This is a genomic window from Candidatus Paceibacterota bacterium, from assembly GCA_035452965.1.
Lineage (GTDB): Bacteria > Verrucomicrobiota > Verrucomicrobiia > Limisphaerales > UBA8199 > UBA8199.
The window spans coordinates 1-17,158 of record DAOTCE010000041.1 but is presented as its reverse complement, the minus strand read 5'-3'; the positions used below and the strand labels follow the sequence as shown (position 1 = coordinate 17,158).

13 protein-coding genes are annotated in these 17,158 nt (G+C 62.2%); 7 read left to right on the top strand and 6 right to left on the bottom strand.

Features of this window, described 5'->3' with window-relative positions; genetic code table 11:
* The first annotated feature begins 18 nt into the window (after positions 1-18).
* A complete protein-coding gene (locus P5205_20020) occupies positions 19-3,135 on the top strand; it encodes a sulfatase-like hydrolase/transferase (GenBank protein HSA12653.1) in 3,117 nt (1,038 codons plus the stop codon).
* A 122-nt stretch (positions 3,136-3,257) separates the two neighbouring features.
* Here the strand turns inward: P5205_20020 and gltA are convergent, their stop codons facing one another.
* The 3 genes from gltA to P5205_20005 all read right to left on the bottom strand — a co-directional run bounded on the left by gltA (position 3,258) and on the right by P5205_20005 (position 6,737).
* The gene (gene gltA / locus P5205_20015; GenBank protein ID HSA12652.1) at positions 3,258-4,670 is read right to left on the bottom strand and encodes an NADPH-dependent glutamate synthase; all 1,413 of its coding nucleotides are present in this window, start codon (positions 4,668-4,670) and stop codon (positions 3,258-3,260) included.
* Between the two features lie 51 nt (positions 4,671-4,721).
* Positions 4,722-5,561: a sulfide/dihydroorotate dehydrogenase-like FAD/NAD-binding protein gene (locus tag P5205_20010; protein HSA12651.1), complete on the bottom strand. Its 840-nt coding sequence runs from the start codon at positions 5,559-5,561 to the stop codon at positions 4,722-4,724.
* A 231-nt stretch (positions 5,562-5,792) separates the two neighbouring features.
* Entirely contained in the window at positions 5,793-6,737 is a 945-nt protein-coding gene (locus tag P5205_20005; GenBank protein ID HSA12650.1) for a hypothetical protein, read from the bottom strand.
* A 318-nt stretch (positions 6,738-7,055) separates the two neighbouring features.
* Here P5205_20005 and P5205_20000 point away from each other — a divergent pair, with 318 nt between their 5' ends.
* Entirely contained in the window at positions 7,056-8,402 is a 1,347-nt protein-coding gene (locus P5205_20000) for a twin-arginine translocation signal domain-containing protein (GenBank protein ID HSA12649.1), read from the top strand.
* A gap of 210 nt (positions 8,403-8,612) precedes the next feature.
* Entirely contained in the window at positions 8,613-9,098 is a 486-nt protein-coding gene (locus tag P5205_19995; GenBank protein ID HSA12648.1) for a hypothetical protein, read from the top strand.
* Positions 9,099-9,156: 58 nt separating this feature from the next.
* Here the strand turns inward: P5205_19995 and P5205_19990 are convergent, their stop codons facing one another.
* Positions 9,157-10,338 (bottom strand): aminopeptidase, encoded by a 1,182-nt coding sequence (locus P5205_19990; GenBank protein HSA12647.1) that lies wholly within the window; start codon positions 10,336-10,338, stop codon positions 9,157-9,159.
* Between the two features lie 227 nt (positions 10,339-10,565).
* On the opposite strand from P5205_19990, the gene P5205_19985 reads away from it, so the two are divergent.
* The 4 genes from P5205_19985 to galK all read left to right on the top strand — a co-directional run bounded on the left by P5205_19985 (position 10,566) and on the right by galK (position 15,091).
* Positions 10,566-12,497: a sodium:solute symporter family protein gene (locus P5205_19985; protein ID HSA12646.1), complete on the top strand. Its 1,932-nt coding sequence runs from the start codon at positions 10,566-10,568 to the stop codon at positions 12,495-12,497.
* A 16-nt stretch (positions 12,498-12,513) separates the two neighbouring features.
* Positions 12,514-12,738: a hypothetical protein gene (locus P5205_19980; protein ID HSA12645.1), complete on the top strand. Its 225-nt coding sequence runs from the start codon at positions 12,514-12,516 to the stop codon at positions 12,736-12,738.
* Between the two features lie 108 nt (positions 12,739-12,846).
* Positions 12,847-13,896, top strand: coding sequence for an aldose epimerase family protein (locus P5205_19975; protein ID HSA12644.1), 1,050 nt, complete (start codon positions 12,847-12,849; stop codon positions 13,894-13,896).
* Between the two features lie 25 nt (positions 13,897-13,921).
* Positions 13,922-15,091 (top strand): galactokinase, encoded by a 1,170-nt coding sequence (gene galK / locus P5205_19970; protein HSA12643.1) that lies wholly within the window; start codon positions 13,922-13,924, stop codon positions 15,089-15,091.
* On the opposite strand, the gene P5205_19965 is transcribed toward galK, so the two are convergent.
* Both P5205_19965 and P5205_19960 read right to left on the bottom strand, forming a co-directional pair.
* Positions 15,088-16,137 carry an NAD-dependent epimerase/dehydratase family protein gene (locus P5205_19965; protein ID HSA12642.1) on the bottom strand — a complete coding sequence of 350 codons (1,050 nt, stop codon included), beginning with the start codon at positions 16,135-16,137 and terminating at the stop codon, positions 15,088-15,090. The two genes, galK and P5205_19965, sit on opposite strands and share 4 nt — an antisense overlap.
* Positions 16,138-16,264: 127 nt before the next feature.
* The coding region (locus P5205_19960; protein ID HSA12641.1) for a hypothetical protein at positions 16,265-17,158 on the bottom strand (894 nt) is incomplete at its 5' end.

Here is a 17,158-nt window from a genome sequence, read left to right as displayed (position 1 = left end):
GCATTGCCCTATGTATCTATGACTGCAACCAGACAGGACCCCAGCAAACCAAGCCATCCCCCGAGATCCAGATTCAGGCTGAAGCAGCCCTGGCATGTTGGCGGACTTGCAATCGTCGCTGCCTTTTGCCTCGAACGCGCCACCCCGCTCGCGGCAGCCGATCTCGCTCCGACCAGCCGTCCTAACATCGTCTTCATCCTCACGGACGACATGGGCTATGGCGACCCCGGTTGCTACGGCGGCAAGTTTGCGCCCACCCCCAATATGGATCGCCTGGCGCGGGAGGGCATCCGCTTCACCCGGTTCTACACCGCCTCGCCGATTTGCTCGCCGTCGCGCACCGGCTTTACCACTGGGATGTATCCCGCCCGCTGGCGGATCACCAGCTACCTGCAGACGCGCAAGGGTAACCGCGCTTGCGAGCAGGCGGACTTCCTCGATCCAAAGGCCCCATCGCTGGCCCGCACACTCCGGGCGGCCGGCTACGCCACCGGGCACTTCGGCAAATGGCACATGGGCGGCGGACGCGACGTGACCAACGCCCCGCCCTTCTCCGCCTACGGCTTCGACGAACACGCCAGCACCTGGGAAAGCCCGGACCCGCACCCGGACATCACGGCGACCAACTGGATCTGGTCCCAGCACGACAAGGTCAAACGATGGGACCGCTCGGCGTTCTTCGTGGACAAGGCGCTCGATTTCCTCAATCGGCATCGCGATCAGCCCTGCTACGTGAACATCTGGCCGGACGAAGTCCACACGCCCTGGGTCCCCAGCGAGGAACGGCTTCGCGAATACCCGAACGGCCCGGAGGAGGAGCGCAAGTTCAGCGCTGTGCTCGACGAATACGACCGGCAGCTCGGCCGGTTCATGACCGGGCTGAAGGAGTTGGGCCTCGACGCAAAGACACTGGTGATCTTCTCCAGTGACAACGGCGCGCTGCCCACCTTCCACGGGACGCGCTCGGGAGGCCTGCGCGGCAGCAAACTCAGCCTTTACGAAGGCGGCATTCGCATGCCGTTCCTCGTGCGCTGGCCCGGCCACGCTCCAGCCGGGCGCACAGATGACCAAACGCTGATGGGCGCGGTGGACCTCTTCCCCAGCCTCTGCGCCCTCGCCGGCGCGCCGCTGCCGCAAGATGCCGCGCTCGACGGCGTGGACCTCAGCGCGGCCTTTTCGGGCAAGCCAGCCGCCAATCGCGCGCGGCCGCTCTTCTGGGAATACGGCCGCAACGACCATGCCTTCGCCTACCCCAAGGGAGCCGACCGCAGCCCGAACGTGGCTGTCCGTGACGGTAACTGGAAGCTGCTGGTGAACGCGGATGGCACCCAGCGCGAGCTTTACAATATCGCCGCCGATCCGAATGAAACGGCCAACCTGGCCGACAAAGAGCAGGCTACAGCCGAGAGCCTCTCCACCCAGGCGCTCAAGTGGCAGAAGTCGCTTCCGGGCCCCGCGCCGGTCTCCGCCGCGGCCTCGCGTCCCGACATCCTCCTCATCATGTCCGACGACATGGGCTTCTCCGACCTTGGCTGCTACGGGAGCGAGATTGCCACACCCAACCTGGATGCCCTCGCGAAGAACGGGTTGCGCTTCACCCAGTTCTACAACACCGCGCGTTGCTGTCCGACCCGGGCCAGCCTGCTGACCGGGCTTTACCCGCACCAGGCCGGCATGGGGCACATGACCGGCCACGGCAGCGGCCGAGACGACGGTTATGCGGGGGACTTGAACCAGCGCTGCGTGACGATTGCCGAGGCGCTGCGCCCGGCAGGTTACCGCACCTATGTATGCGGCAAGTGGCACGTATGCGATGCCATCGCACCCGATGGCCCGAAACATAACTGGCCATTGCAGCGCGGGTTCGACCGCTTCTACGGCACCGTCACCGGCGCCGGGAGCTTCTACGACCCCACCACCCTCTGCCGCGACAACACCTACATCACGCCCGCCAATGATCCCGAATACAAACCCGCGCGCTTTTACTACACCGACGCCATCAGCGACAACGCCATTACCTTCATCCGCGACCACGCGCAAAGCCAGCCCAGCGAACCGTTCTTCATGTATGTCGCCTACACCGCCGCCCACTGGCCCATGCACGCGCCGCCGGAGGATATCGCCAAGTACCGGGGCAAATACGACGCCGGCTACGGCCCGGTCCGCGCCGCCCGCTTCGCCCGGCTTAAGGAACTGGGCCTAATTGACCGCGCGTGGGAGCTGTCGCCCCAAGCTGAAGACTGGGCCACCGTCACCAACAAGGCTTGGGAAACTCGCTGCATGGAAGTCTATGCCGCGATGGTGGACCGGCTGGATCAGGGCATCGGCCGCATCGTCGCCGAACTCAAGCGGCAGAACCGCCTCGACAACACCCTCATCTTCTTCCTGCAAGACAACGGCGGCTGTGCCGAACCGATGGGGCGCAAGTCGAATGCCGACGAGGTGAGAAACATGGTCTGCAAGCCGATGGCTCCCGACGAACTCCAGAAGCAAATCTGGCCGCCGATGCAGACACGCGACGGCCGTCCCGTGCGCACCGGCCCCGATGTTATGCCGGGGCCGGAGGATACCTACGTGGGCTATGGGCGCGGCTGGGCGAACGTCTCCAACACCCCGTTCCGCGAATACAAACACTGGGTGCACGAAGGAGGCATCGCCACCCCGCTCATCGTCCATTGGCCCAAGGCCATCCCCGAAACGTTGCGCAACCAGCTCGTGGCCGAGCCCGCCCATCTGGTTGATCTAATGTCCACCTGCGTAGACGTAGGCGGAGCTACCTACCCGGCCGAGAAAGGCGGACAGAAAATCCAGCCCATGGAAGGAGTCAGCCTTCGTCCGGCCTTCGCGGGAGAAAGCATCGCGCGCGCTCAGCCGATTTGCTGGGAGCATGAGAGCAACCGCGCCATCCGCGACGGCCAATGGAAGCTCGTTGCCAAGGCTAACCAACCGTGGGAACTCTATGACATGTCCGCGGACCGGACGGAAATGTACAACCTCGCCGCGCAGCGCCCGGGCAAGGCAAGGAACTTGGCTGCCCAGTGGCGAGCGTGGGCGGCGCGGGCCAATGTCCTGCCGCTCGGATCCTGGCGCGGTCAGCCGCCGGACAAGAAACCTGCGAAGCAGAAGAAGTCCTGAACCGCGCACCTGAACGGGAACGAACCAGGGAACTAATGCGAGCCTCCTCTCTCTTTGAAGGAGAGAGGCTGCCAAAGCCAGGGGGCTATTGACTCCTGCCGGGAACGATGGCGAGGGGGGTGTTAACCCGCGCCGCGCAAATACTCGTCTATCGCCTTGGCCGTGCGCTTGCCGTCGCCCATGGCGAGGATGACGGTGGCGGCGCCGCGGACAATGTCGCCGCCAGCAAAGACGCCCGGAAGGCTGGTCATGCCGCGGTCGTCCACAACGACATTGCCCCGCTGGTTGAGCTTCAGTTCGGGACAGGTGGCGGTCAGCAGCGGGTTGGCGCGGGTGCCAATCGCCACGACCACTACGTCGCAGGGCACGACAAACTCCGAACCGGGGATGACGACGGGCCGGGCGCGGCCGGAGGCGTCGGGCTCACCCAGTTTCATGCGAATGCACTTCAGGCCAGTGACCCACTTTTTGTCGTTGCCGAGCACCTCAACGGGCGCGGTGAGGAATTCGAACTGGATATTCTCCTCTTCGGCGTGGTGGATTTCCTCGGCGCGCGCGGGCATTTCCTTGCGCGTACGGCGGTAGATAACCATGGAGGACGCGGCTCCGAGCCGCTTGGCGGTGCGGGCGGAGTCCATGGCGACGTTGCCACCGCCAATGGTGGCAACACGCTGGCCCTGCAGGACGGGAGTATCGGCCCGCGGGAATTGGTAGGCAGCCATGAGGTTCACGCGGGTAAGATATTCGTTGGCGGAATATACGCCCTTGAGATTCTCCCCCGGCACGTTCATGAACACGGGCAGGCCAGCGCCGTTGGCGATGAACACGGCGTCGAACTGCTCGCGCAGCTCCTGCACCGTATAAGTCCGGCCAATGACCGTATTGCAGACGATCTTCACCCCGGCCCGCTGGAGGCGCGCGACTTCCGCCTCGACGATCTTCTTGGGCAGGCGAAACTCGGGAATGCCATAGACCAGCACGCCGCCCGGTTTGTGCAGCGCCTCGAAGATCGTGACGGCATGGCCCGACTTGGCCAGTTCCCCCGCGGCGGTAAGGCCGCCGGGGCCGGACCCAACGACCGCCACCTTCCTGCCGCTGGGCGGGGCGATGTGCAGCGTTTGCTGGTCGCTGTGGCCGCGGGCCCAGTCACCGACGTAGCGTTCGAGGTAGCCGATGGCCACTGGCAGGCCCTTGTTCCCGCGAATGCACTCGATCTCGCACTGCGTCTCTTGCGGGCAAACGCGGCCGGTGATTGCCGGCAGCGCGTTGTCTTCGAGCATGCACTGCGCGGCCTCGGGCAGCTTGCCCTCGGACAGCAGCGCGATGAAGCGCGGGATGTTGACGCTCACCGGGCAGCCCGTAATGCACTTGGGATCCTTACACAGCAGGCAACGTTCGGCTTCGAGCAAGGCGACCTTCTCAGGCAGACCCAGGTTGACCTCGTTGAAGTTGGCGCTGCGGACCAGCGGGTCCTGCTCCGTCATCTTCTGGCGGTTGATTTGCAGGCGTTGCTTGGTGGAGAGCTTGGGAGGCACAGAATTCTGTGATCCGAATTAAGGAAACTGCCGAGGTGCCATGAGGAGCGCCTACCCCAGCCCAATCTTGCAGGCGCCGTCAGCACAAGCGGCAAGGGCGCGTTGTTCGAAGTCACGGTAGGTAGATAAACGGTCCATAAGCAGGTCGAAGTCAACTTGGTGCCCATCGAACTCCGGACCATCCACACAAGCAAACAGGGTCTGGCCGCCGACCGCGACCCGGCAGCCGCCGCACATGCCGGTGCCATCCACCATCACAGGGTTGAGTGAGACGATAGTGCGAACGCCTAGCGGCCTGGTCAGGTTCACCACGGCGCGCATCATCGGCACCGGGCCGACCGCATAGACAACGCCAATGCCGCCCCCGGCCAGGACGTCTTTGGCGGCGTCGGTCACGAAGCCGCGGCGCCCGTAGCTGCCGTCGTCGGTGCAGACCATGACTTCGCCTAACCGCCCCAGCTCCGCCTCGAATATGACCCACTCCTTCGATCGCCCGCCGATGATACTAAGCACTCCCACGCCCCGGCGTTTCAAGCCCTGGGCAATGGGATGCACCACGGCCGTGCCGACGCCCCCTCCGACACAGAGAGCCCGGCCCGCGGCAATTAACTCGGTCGGATGACCCAGCGGCCCGGCGATGTCAGCAATGGCCGCGCCCGGCTCCAGTGCCACCAGTTCTCGCGTGCTCTTGCCCACCGCCTGGATCACCAGCGCAATCGTCCCGGCCTCGGGGTCCGCGTCTGCGATGGTAAGCGGGATGCGTTCCGCTCCCTCGGCCCGGTGCACGATCACGAACTGGCCAGGCTGCCGGATCTGGGCAATCCGCGGAGCAACGACATCGAGCCGGGTGACATTGGGGCTCAGCTGGACTTTGGCAACAATACTATGCATGCGCAACGGCCGAACTGACATACGGTCATCATACTGCGCATAGACTACACCGGAGTCAACTGGCTGGCTCTGACTATTCGCAGGAAAACCATGCGGGGAGAGGTTGTGCCGCATAGATCGCGCTCCACAATCTCCCTCGGGCGCTTGAGCAAACAGGGTAACACGGAACAGCTGGCGCCCGCTTTGCCTCAGCGTCGCCAGCTTCCCGCTCGCCGCGCTGCCGGGAGGGCCTTACCTCCCCCCAATCGGTATGTCCACCGAGCCCCCCACCCAGAGCTTGCGGTCAGTGTTGTTGCCGTCACACACCCAGCGCAATTGGAAGCCATAGCGGATTTGCCGCTTGGCGGTTGTGTAGCTGAAACCGGTTTCCAGCGAGTCGCTGATCTCCCGCGGGTCCCGCGGGTAATCAATCGTGCTCAGATCGTTAGGGTTCCCGAACTGAATGTCATCGCCCGAGAGTGTCTGCAGCCGCCGATAGCCCACGTCCAGCTCCCAGCCTTTGATCTGCTGAAACAGCCCCACTGCCACGATGTAATGGTCATTGCCCGTGGTGCGATTCCACCGATACAACGCGTCGCAGTAGGCCCCCAGGCCCGGCCAGCCGAAGTGCTTGCGGGCCAGCAGCTCCGGCTCGATCGCCGCCGAGCGCAAGCCCGGCGCGAACTCGAAGTCCTCGTCATACGTGCCCGGCAGCACTGCGCCCGCCCGGAAAGTCAGCGTCGGCAGCCACGCCGGGTTGGTGTGCTGGGCCTCGTTGAAAATCTGGTAGCGAACGCCGAAGGAGAAATCCATCAGCCCGGTGGTGGATTCCGTCCCCTGGTCCGGGGAGAAGCTGCGCCATCCGCAGGACGTAAAGCCGACATTCAAATCAGCCGCCCACCGCTCCGTAATGCCGTACTGCAGCGCCAGGTACCCCTGGTTGATGTCAATCCCGTAACTCTCTCCGCCGTCCTTCACTTTGATGTCGCGCTCCTTGCCGCCAGCCCAAATGCGGTAAGCCTCGGACTCCGCGTACACCAGCCCGACCACAAACTGGCGCGGACGCGGCAGCTCGGCCCATTGCGCGAACGGCCGGTGCGGCGCATTCTCGGACGCCAGCGCCGCCGCCGCCAACAGCAAACCCGCCGCGCACGCCAACCGCATGGCAAGCCCTGTCAATTCAACGTTCAGTTTCATCCGGTTTCTCACAACTCTGCCTTTCTTCCTTCTGCGTTAATTCTGCTCCGTCACCGCAGCGATTCCCGGGTCTGACAGGTCCAGCCTCCGAGGTCGCCCGCCGTGTAATGTCTGGCGCATTCCGCCCACGATTCGCAGTTGATGACTGCGAGCGCCTGACCTTAACAAAGCCCTTTGACCCTGCAAATCCGAAAATGAACTCCGCAATACGCGCCCGCTGCGACCGCTCAAACAGCCTTGCCAAAAACCCTCAGCCCGGGAATCATGGGGCTGACCGTAATGAGCAGTTTGTCTTTGATCACGAGTCCTGAACTCCCCATGAATTCCAATTCCCCCACCCTGACGGCCACCTCCCGCCGGAAATTCCTCAAAACCTCCGGCACCATGCTGGCTGGCGCCGCCCTGGCCGGCGCCGTCGCCCGCCCAGGCCACGCCGCCGAGAACAACACCATTAAACTCGCCCTCGTCGGGTGCGGCGGACGCGGCACCGGCGCCGCCGCGCAGGCTCTTTCCACCCAAGGCCCCACCAAGCTCTGGGCCATGGCGGATGTCTTCCAGCATCGCCTCCAAAGCAGCCTGGGGAATCTGAAAGCCAAACACGGGCAACAGCTCGATGTGCCCCCGGAACGCCAGTTCGTCGGGCTGGACGCATTCATGAAGGCCATTGACTCTCTCGACAAGGGCGACGTCGTTCTGCTGGCCACCGCACCCGCCTTTCGACCCATCCACCTCGAATTCGCGGTGCGCAAAGGCGTGCATGTCTTCATGGAGAAGTCCTTTGCAGTAGATGCGCCCGGCATCCACCGCGTGCTGAAGGCCGGCGAGGAAGCCGCGCAGAAGAACCTCAAGATCGCCGGCGGCCTTATGAGCCGACACTCCAAACCTCTCGAAGAAGCTATCCAGAAGGTCCACGACGGTTTGATCGGCGAGCTGGTCACCTGCTGGGCCTACCGGATGCACGGCCCCGTCGGCATCGGCGCCCGGGAACCCGGCACGAAGGAGTTGGCCTACCAGATCGCCAACTACAGTTGCTTCACCTGGCTCAACGGCACTTTTCTCGAAGACTGGCTGATCCACAATATTGACGTGTGTTGCTGGGCCAAAAATGCGTGGCCCGTCTCCGTCCAGGGCATGGGCGGACGACAAGTCCGCAAGGATGCTGACCAGCTCTTCGACCACTACGAGGCGGAATACACATTCCCTGACGGCACACGATTCGTGGCGCAAGGACGGCACATTGCCAACTGTTATGATTTCTTCGGCAGCATCCTCCAAGGCACCAAGGGCAGCGCCATTCTCGGCGAAGGCCAGCCCAAACCGCGCCTTTTCCAGGGCTACCGCCAAACCTCCGATAGCCTCATCTGGAGCTACAAAGGGGAGCCGTGCGATCAGTATCAGCGCGAGCATGACCTGCTCTTCGATGCCATCCGCAACGACAAGCCTTACAACGAGAGCGAGCGCTGCGCCAAGTCGTGCTTCACCGCCATCATGGGCCGCATGGCCTGCGAATCCGGGAAGCTGATTACCTGGGACGAAGCCATCGGTTCCAAGATTGAACTGGCCCCCGGACTTGACAATTTCACCTGGGACTCCAACCCGCCGGCCATGCCCGATGCAAAGGGTCACTACCCTGTCGCCATGCCGGGCCAAACTCCGGGGGTCTGAGACGACACCCACCCGTTCCGTCTTCTCGAACAACGTCTGCGGTGGATGGGAGAGGACAGGCTGAACTCACCGGCATGGCACAGCAGCACACCATACTCCCGCCTCGCAGCTTCGACAGCGTGTTAACCGCGGCCATCCGTTACGCTTGCTCGCATGTCGGCCTGATACCGCGAATTGCCGACTGGGTCAGGTGGCTCTATGCTCCCCATTATGAAGAAACTCATTGCCCTGGTCATTCTCTGTACCGCGACTGTCAGCGTAACGGCCGAGGAGAAGGCGCTGCAACTGTCTCTGACGCCGGACGTTGCCCTTTACTCGCGCGATACATTTATCAAAGGCCTCTCGCTGAGCATCTGGGGCGAGAATCCGCAGAGCGCGTTCGCATTGGGCTTCGTCAATGGAAGCACCGGCGAGAGCAGCGGCTTTAGCTGGGGCCTGGTCAACTACGCGGAGAGATACACCGGGTTGCAGCTCGGCGTTGTGAATTACGCGCGGGAGGAATTCAAAGGCCTGCAGTGGGGCGGTGTGAATGTGGCCACGCACGCCTCCGGCGTTCAATGCGGGTTTGTGAATTACTCCGAAAGTTTCCGCGGCGTGCAGCTCGGCTTTGTCAATATCATCACGGACAATTCCTGGTTCGACGAGTTTCCAGACAGGCTGGCGGTGGTCTTCCCATTTGTAAACTGGTCGTTCTGACCTGCGATCTGCCCACGGTCAAGACCCCGAACTGGCGTTAGACCTCGGAGGTCCAGCCCTACGGCCACGTTGCATCGCTCCACCACGCAATAGGGCGCTGAAGGGCTGTATGCCCGGCGGCCCCCAGTGCCCGCAGCCGATGATGGCGCTCCGCTTTGGGCTTTTTGACCAGCTTGTGAACTTCCTCGTAGAAGCGTTCCAAGTCGCCCCCATTCTGCGCGAGCAGCCGTTCAAAGCCGGGCACTAGATCGTAGTAGGCCGCCACTGAATTGAGCTGGGCATTGTTGAGCGCGCCGGCGAACCAGTCGTCATATTCCGGACTCCCACCCCATCGCGCCTTTAGCGCCTCGTATTCCTGCCGCAATTGGTTGAGCAACTGTAGCTTTTGCTGCCGCAACTGCTCGGGCGGAACCGTGCGCTTTCGTTTGGCCGTCTTGATCTTGCCTCCCCTATCGCGCTCGTCGCCGTAAAGCGATTCCAACTTCTGACGGGTACTCATCACCAAGCGCACGAACTGGGCGGTGCGCCGAAGCTGGGCCAGGTAATCCTCCAGGGCCGTCGCATCGGCTTTCGCCTGCAACCAGCGTCGGGCGCCTTCCTGACCTACAACCGTCGCAAAGGCCTCGTTGAAGTCAGTATCGCCTTTGGCAAAAACGCGCTGGTGGCCTAGCTCGTGAAAGATGGTTTCCGCCAAATTTGGCTCGGCATCGAAAATGAAAGTGTTGAGCACGGGGTCCTTGAACCAGCCCAGCGTCGAATACGCCCTCACGCCACCCAGGTAGACATCATACCCCTTCTGCTGCAGCCACGCGCCGTACTTCCGCGCGCCGCGCTCGGTAAAATATCCGCGATACTCTAGGCGCCCGACAGACGGATACCACCATGCTTTGGGTTCGAGCGAAAACTCCGGCGCGGCCTCGACATTCCACACCACGAACGGGCGGTGCACGTCCGCATACTTCCGGTATTGCCCATTCACAGGCAGCTTGAGGTCTTCCGCGGCGAAGACGAGCAATTCGTGAACGAGTTGCAGTCTCGCTCTAAGCGGTTCCGGTGTTTCCGGGTCGGCCAGCAGTTTCTCGATCTTCTGGTCATGCGCGATGACCTGGTAGTGGCCCTTGATTGCCTGGCCGTAATAACTCAGCGACCGGCAGCCGGACACAACCAGCACCGCCAGCAGGAGGGCGGGCGCCGACAGCCAGCGGCGCCCCCATTGGACTTGTATCGGGTTCAACTTCATCAGAATCCGCCCTTTCCCATTAAATCGTCGCGAGGACTTTGGCAAATGTCGAATCTGCGTCCAGATGGGTGCGAGCTGAAGATGTCGCGCCGTCGGTCACCCATGACCGCCATCACTCGTTGACGCCATTAGCCGACCGCACCCCACCAGCCTCCAACGGCGGGCATTTTGAACTTGCCAAGCAGCCGGCAGAAACCCTAAATACCTCACCAATCTATTCGAACTCTATGCATGTACAACTCGCCTGGCCCGATTACTTCATCCTTCTCGCTTACACGGGCTTTGTCATCGGCATTGGTTTCGCCCTTCGCAAGTACCTCAAGAGCTCGTCGGACTTCCTGACCTCGGGCCGGTCCATCCCGACATGGGTAACGGGACTGGCTTTCATCTCGGCGAACCTCGGCGCGCTGGAGTTGGTCGGCATGGCAGCCAGCGGGGCCAAGTATGGCATCGCCACCAGCCATTTCTACTGGGTGGGAGCAATTCCGGCGATGGTCTTCCTGGCGATCTTCATGATGCCCTTCTACTATGGCTCGAAGGCGCGCTCCGTGCCGGAATACCTCAAAATGAGGTTCGACGAGCGGGTGCGGGCGCTGAACTCGGTCGCCTTCGCGGTCATGACCGTGTTCGCTTCCGGCATCTCAATGAACGCCCTGGCCAAGCTGCTCAACCAACTTCTGGGGTGGAACTATCACGTCGCGCTGTGGATCTGCTCCGGGGTCGTGCTGGTTTACGTTCTCAAGGGCGGCCTGACCTCCGCGATCTACACCGAGGTGCTGCAGTTCTTCATGATCGTGCTCGGATTTGCGCCGGTGGTTTACCTCGGCCTTAAGGATGTCGGCGGCTGGGGGTCAATGAACAAGGCGCTGGAAAGCGTGGCTACGAATCCCGGAGCGCTGCACTTGAAGGAAGCCGGCACGACCTACGCCTCAAACGCCTGGTCCAGCGCCTGGCAGCCGCTACTGGCCGGGCCGGCCAACAACCCAATGGGCGTGGATTGGTTTGCGATGGTATTCGGTCTGGGCTTCGTGCTGTCGTTTGGCTACTGGTGCACAAACTTCCTCGTGGTGCAGCGCGCGATGGCCGCCCGGAACATGACCGCCGCCCGCAACACACCACTCGTTGCCGCCGTGCCGAAAATGCTCTTCCCGATGCTGGTGATCGTGCCCGGCATGATTGCGGTGGCGTTGACCTCGATGCCGAACAAGAATTACCGCATCCCGCCACCGATCATCAGTGACGAGGTGTATGCCAACGCGGCGGCAGTGGTGAAGACCGCTGGTGCGATGGACGGCACGGTCGCATTCAAAGCGGTGAGCGATGCCATCGGCAAGAAGATGGATCAAGAAAAGGTCGCCGCGCTGGTCAAGGACGCCGGCAGCCTGCAGGATGAGCAGATCAAAGAGGGGCTCTACAACGCGGTCGCCGAGTACGACTATGACGGTGTGATCCTATCCCTGGTGAAGAAGTACTGTCCGACCGGCCTGCTGGGCCTGGCGCTGACGGCGTTGCTGGCGTCGTTCATGTCGGGCATGGCGGGCAACGTGACCGCCTTCAACACGGTCTGGACCTACGATCTTTACCAGGCCTACATCGCGCCGAAGAAGAGCGACCAACACTATTTCTGGATGGGACAGGCGGCGACAGTAGTGGGCATTCTGGTGAGTATAGGGGCCGCCTACTTCGCGTCGCTTTACAACAACGCCATGGACATTATTCAGCTCGTGTTCGGCTTTGTGAACGCACCGCTGTTTGCGACCTTCCTGTTGGGCATGTTCTGGGCTCGCTGCACGGGCACCGGGGCCTTCCTCGGGTTGTTCGGCGGCATCGGCGGCTCGGCCGTCTTCCACGCATTGACCATTGCGACCGGCAACACACCGGGCGTCAAGGGCGGCTACCTGGGTGTGATGAAGATTTTCCCGAGCGAAATGGCGCAGAACTTCTGGCTGGCCGGCTTCGCCTTCCTGGTCTGCTTTACGCTGACGCTGGTCATCTCCCTGGCCACGCGCCGGACCAAGACCAACGAGGAACTCAAGGGACTGGTCTATTCGCTCACACCCAAGATCAAGGACGAAGATACCGCATGGTATCTGCGCCCCGCGGTCGTGGGCACGGTCTTGTTGATCGCCTGCGTCATTCTCAACATCATTTTCTGGTAAACGAAAGAAACTCTTTATGGGTCTCGATATTCGCTGGCCAATCGGCCTCATGTTCTCGCTCGTCGGTTTGTTGATGACCATCTTCGGCTTTGCCACCCGGGGCGACGCCGAAATGTATCAGCGATCGCTCGGCATCAACGTCAACCTGATCTGGGGCATTATTCTGCTCCTGTTCGGCGTGTTCATGCTCATTATGGCCATGCGCAAAAAGGACAGCGCGGCCGGGCCCGTGCAGAAGTAGCGGCCGTTGCATGAGTTCTTCGGCGCGTCGTTCCCTCCCCAAGGTTCTGGGATGCGGCTGCCTGCTGCTCCTTTCGACTAGTCCGCTACGCCGAACCGTTCATTGCCCATGAAAGCCACCGTCGTCAAATCGCCGTTCGGCAAGTTGCCCTCTGGCCGGGCCGCGGACTTGTTTACGCTAACGAATGCCCACGGCCTCGTCGCCAGGATCACCAACTACGGGGCGATGCTTACGGAACTGCGCGTGCCCGACCGCACGGGCCGCCTGGGCAACGTGGTGTGCGGGTTCGACAACCTCGGACAGTATCTCAAGGACCATCCTTACTTTGGCTGCACAGTGGGGCGTGTGGCCAACCGGATTGCCGGCGGGCAGTTCACGCTCGACGGCAAGCACTACTCTCTGGCAGTTAACAACGGTCCCAACGCGTTGCACGGGGGTATCCGGGGCTTCGACAAGGTGCTCTGGAAGGCCGAGCCGCTCCGGGGAGCAACGGTGCGTTTCAGTTACACCAGCGCGGACGGCGAGGAAGGTTACCCGGGAAAGCTGGCCGTGATTGTCTGCATGAAGCTCACGGACGCAAACGAGTTCCTGATTAGCTACACGGCCACGACGAACAAGCCCACGCCGATCAACCTCACGAATCATTCCTACTTCAACCTGGCGGGCCAGGGAGACATCAAGGCCCACAAGCTGACCATCGCGGCAGACTTCTATACGCCGAAGAGCCCCACCAACGTGCCGACAGGCGAAGTCCGTCCGGTCCGAGGCACGCCGCTCAACTTTACCAGGCCCACGACCGTCGGCGCGCGGTTTGCGGAACTGGGTGGGAAGCCGCAGGGTTACGATCATAATTTTGTCCTCCGGGGCGACGCCACAAACTCCGGCCAGCCTGCTTTCTGCGCCCGGGTGGTCGAACCGCGGTCGGGCCGCGTGATGGAGGTCTTTACAACGGAGCCAGGCGTGCAGCTTTACACGGCGAACTGGCTGGACGGCTCGCTCATTGGCCGGGACGGCGTCGTTTACGTCCGGCATTGCGGGCTTTGCCTCGAAGCGCAGCATTTCCCAAACTCGATTCACATCCCGCATTTCCCGAACACAGTCTTGCGGCCGGGCGAGACCTACCACCAGTTGACCATCCACCGGTTCTCAACCAGTTAAGCCGCGCGCGTCATCCATCACACCTATGAAACTCCAAGAACTTGCCCAGCTCACGACCGCTGACTTCAGGAAGAGCTTCAACCGCGACCCCCAATGGATCGCCGCCGCCCCCGGGCGCGTCAACGTGATCGGTGAACATACGGACTACAACGATGGCTTTGTTCTGCCGATGGCCATTGATCGTTACACGGTCATCGCCGCGTCGCCGAATGGTTCGGACAAGATTACGCTCCGCAGCGCCTCGGGCAATGGCACCGCCAGCGTGGACCTGAGCCAGCCGCTCCGTCCCGGCCCGCGAGGTTATTGGGCGAACTACCCCATGGGTGTGATCGCCGGCTTCCTCGCGCGCGGCCACAAGCCGGCTGGCTTCGACGCCGTGCTGCATTCCACCGTGCCTCTGGGCGGCGGGTTGTCGAGTAGCGCCGCGCTGGAGGTTGCCACCGCGACACTGCTGGAGATCATCACGGGCCAGAAGCTTGATCCCGTCGAGAAGGCGCTGCTTTGTCAGAAGGCCGAGCACGATTACGCCGGGATGCCTTGCGGCATCATGGATCAGTTCATCTCGGTGATGGGCAAGGAGAACCATCTGCTGCTGTTGGATTGCCGTTCCCGCAGGCCGGAATTGGTGCCGATGAGCGACCCGGCGATGGAGCTCCTCATCATCAATACCAACGTGAAACACGAATTGACCGGCGGGGAGTACGCCAAACGCCGGGCCCAGTGCGAGCAGGCGGCAAGAATCCTCAGGGTCGCCTCCTTGCGCGACGCCACAGCCGACCAGCTGGAACGGAGCCGGAGCGGGATGGAGGACGTCGTGTTCCGCCGCGCGCGGCATGTCATTGGCGAAATCGAGCGGACCCCTCGCGCGGCCGAAAAAGTGCGTGCTTCAAACTGGCCGGCGGTCGGGGAGCTGATGTACGCCAGCCATGCTTCCTTGCGTGACGACTACGAGGTCAGTTGCCCGGAACTGGACGCCGTGGTGGAGATTGCCCGGGCGATCGGCCCCCAAGGCGGCGTGATCGGCTGCCGGATGACCGGTGGCGGCTTCGGCGGCTGCGCCGTGGCGCTGGTCCGCGCGGATAAGGTCGGGGCTATTTCCGAGCGTGTCGCTGCCGAATACGAGCAGCGCACAAAGATCAAGCCCTCCCTCTTTGTCTCGCGCCCCGCCGCTGGGGCGACGGTGCTGCGGACCTAGTCCACCACTCGCTTGCCGGCCTTTTTGGCCAGGTACTGCGTCTTGATCCACTTGTAGGTCTCGCGCAGGCCCTTGTCCAACGGGGTGTCGGGCTCCCAGTGGAGCATCTTCTTGATGAAGGTGTTGTCGCTATTGCGTCCTGCCACGCCACGCGGCTGGGTCGGGTCATACTCCCGCTTGAGCTTCACCCCGGCGATCTTCTCCACCTTGGATACCAGCTCGTTAATGGTCACCAGTTCGCTGGTGCCGAGATTGATCGGTGTGGCAATCAGGTCGTCGCAGTGCATGATCATGTCAATCCCCTTCACGCAGTCATCAATATACATGAAGCTGCGGGTCACCGTGCCGTCGCCCCAAATATTGATCACGAGTTTGCCGGTGTCTATGGCAGTAATGACTTTGCGGCAGATGGCCGCGGGGGCCTTTTCACGCCCGCCGTCCCAGGTGCCCCACGGGCCATACACGTTGTGGAATCGCGCGATGGCGGTTTTCATGCCGCGCTCGGCCCAGTATTCCTCGCAGAACATCTCGGAGATCAGCTTCTCCCAGCCGTAACCGCGCTCGGCCATCGCCGGATAGGCGTCGGATTCCTTCAATGCGCGCACCTTCGGGTCCTGCTGCAAAGTGATGTTGTAGGCGCAAGCCGACGAGGAGTAGAAATAGCGACGCGCGCCCGCTCGGTACGCAGCCTCGATCATGTGCGTGTTGATCAGCACGCTGCGCAAGCACTCGACGCGGAAGCGCTCGATGAAACCCATGCCGCCCATGTCGGCCGCCAAATTGTACACCTCGACGGCCCCTTCGCAGAGGCGCGCACAGTTCTCCGGAATGGTCAGGTCCAAGTGAAGGCGCTCGACCCCGGTCACGTGCTGATACCACTCCGGCAACGGTTTCTTGTCCGCCGAACGAATGCGCGTAAATCCTTTATCGCGGAAGTAGCGGGCCAGCGCCCCGCCGATGAATCCACCGCCACCCCCAATAACGATCAGATCGTCCTTTTTGAGCTTTGGGTCTTTCTCAATCAGTCGTTTCTTTTCAATAATCATAGACTCTTTCTTCTACCGCGGCGCACTGCTTCAGGGGCCGGGCTTGATAAGTTGCCAGCCGGGAAGCCAAGTGGCGAGTCCAAAAGGAGGTTGGATAATTTAGAGTGCGCGGGACAAATTTCTCCGGTTAGGCGGCCAGTGCTAAGCAATCATTGGCGGCGGCGTGGGTGTTGAGCCGTGCTTTCCAGAAGTCGTCGAGGCGACGACTGGCGCTGGTGCAGCGAAGTGCGAGGATATTTTGCGCACCCGGTACGCTCCAGAACATGCCTGACTGCTTGCAGCGCGCCCCGATGATCGTCGTACAGCCGGCTTCGATGACCCCCGAACGAATGAAGAATCCGCGGCTACGGAAAGTGCCATACTGCATACGTTGGACGTTACGAACAAAGTAACCCAATTCCTTTTCTACCGCGTCGGCGCGGGCGGTGCCCGCGCATTCCTTGCGCGTGACTGCGATGAGGCGTTCGACTTTATTTCGGAGTAATTGCCGCGCCCAACGTCCGAGCCGCCGCTTATAATCGGGATGATCCTTGCTGCCCAGCAGGGCCACCAACACCTTGTGAGCGTGCTCCATAGCGTGATAGAAGTCCACGATTTGGAGGGCCGTGGAGAAACAGAGCCGCCCCATGTTGGCCAATCCCTCAGCCCCGTCGATGAGCAGCACCACAAAGGTAGCTAAGGCCAGCCCCCGGCGAATGGCCTCTTGCCGCAACAGTGGGCCGAACTCCTCGATCGGCCCCATAGTGGACACGTAGGTGGTTGAGTTGGGATCGCGTATGGGGTGGCCTTTATCATCGACCTGATGCTGTGTGAAGACGCAACCCAGATTAGCCATGCGGGTCTTGGCTTGGCCCTCGGGCCCTTTGCCAGCCCGGCCTTCCAGTTCCTCTGGGCGCATGGGCACGCCCGAAGCGTCGTCACTCAGATACAGGATGGACGGGGCTTGAGTGCCCGCCAGAGGCACCAGGGCCTGATACGGTTTCCATAGTTGTTCACAACGACGCGGGGTGCGGCTCTCGGA

Bases quoted from the DNA above. Each gene is read 5' to 3' on its own strand.
- P5205_19985 (HSA12646.1), top strand. From the start codon at position 10,566: ATGCATGTACAACTCGCCTGGCCCGATTACTTCATCCTTCTCGCTTAC.
- P5205_20005 (HSA12650.1), bottom strand. From the start codon at position 6,737: ATGAAACTGAACGTTGAATTGACAGGGCTTGCCATGCGGTTGGCGTGC.
- P5205_20000 (HSA12649.1), top strand. From the start codon at position 7,056: ATGAATTCCAATTCCCCCACCCTGACGGCCACCTCCCGCCGGAAATTC.
- P5205_20010 (HSA12651.1), bottom strand. From the start codon at position 5,561: ATGCATAGTATTGTTGCCAAAGTCCAGCTGAGCCCCAATGTCACCCGG.
- P5205_19980 (HSA12645.1), top strand. From the start codon at position 12,514: ATGGGTCTCGATATTCGCTGGCCAATCGGCCTCATGTTCTCGCTCGTC.
- P5205_19975 (HSA12644.1), top strand. From the start codon at position 12,847: ATGAAAGCCACCGTCGTCAAATCGCCGTTCGGCAAGTTGCCCTCTGGC.
- galK (HSA12643.1), top strand. From the start codon at position 13,922: ATGAAACTCCAAGAACTTGCCCAGCTCACGACCGCTGACTTCAGGAAG.
- P5205_19965 (HSA12642.1), bottom strand. From the start codon at position 16,137: ATGATTATTGAAAAGAAACGACTGATTGAGAAAGACCCAAAGCTCAAA.
- P5205_19990 (HSA12647.1), bottom strand. From the start codon at position 10,338: ATGAAGTTGAACCCGATACAAGTCCAATGGGGGCGCCGCTGGCTGTCG.
- P5205_20020 (HSA12653.1), top strand. From the start codon at position 19: ATGACTGCAACCAGACAGGACCCCAGCAAACCAAGCCATCCCCCGAGA.
- P5205_19995 (HSA12648.1), top strand. From the start codon at position 8,613: ATGAAGAAACTCATTGCCCTGGTCATTCTCTGTACCGCGACTGTCAGC.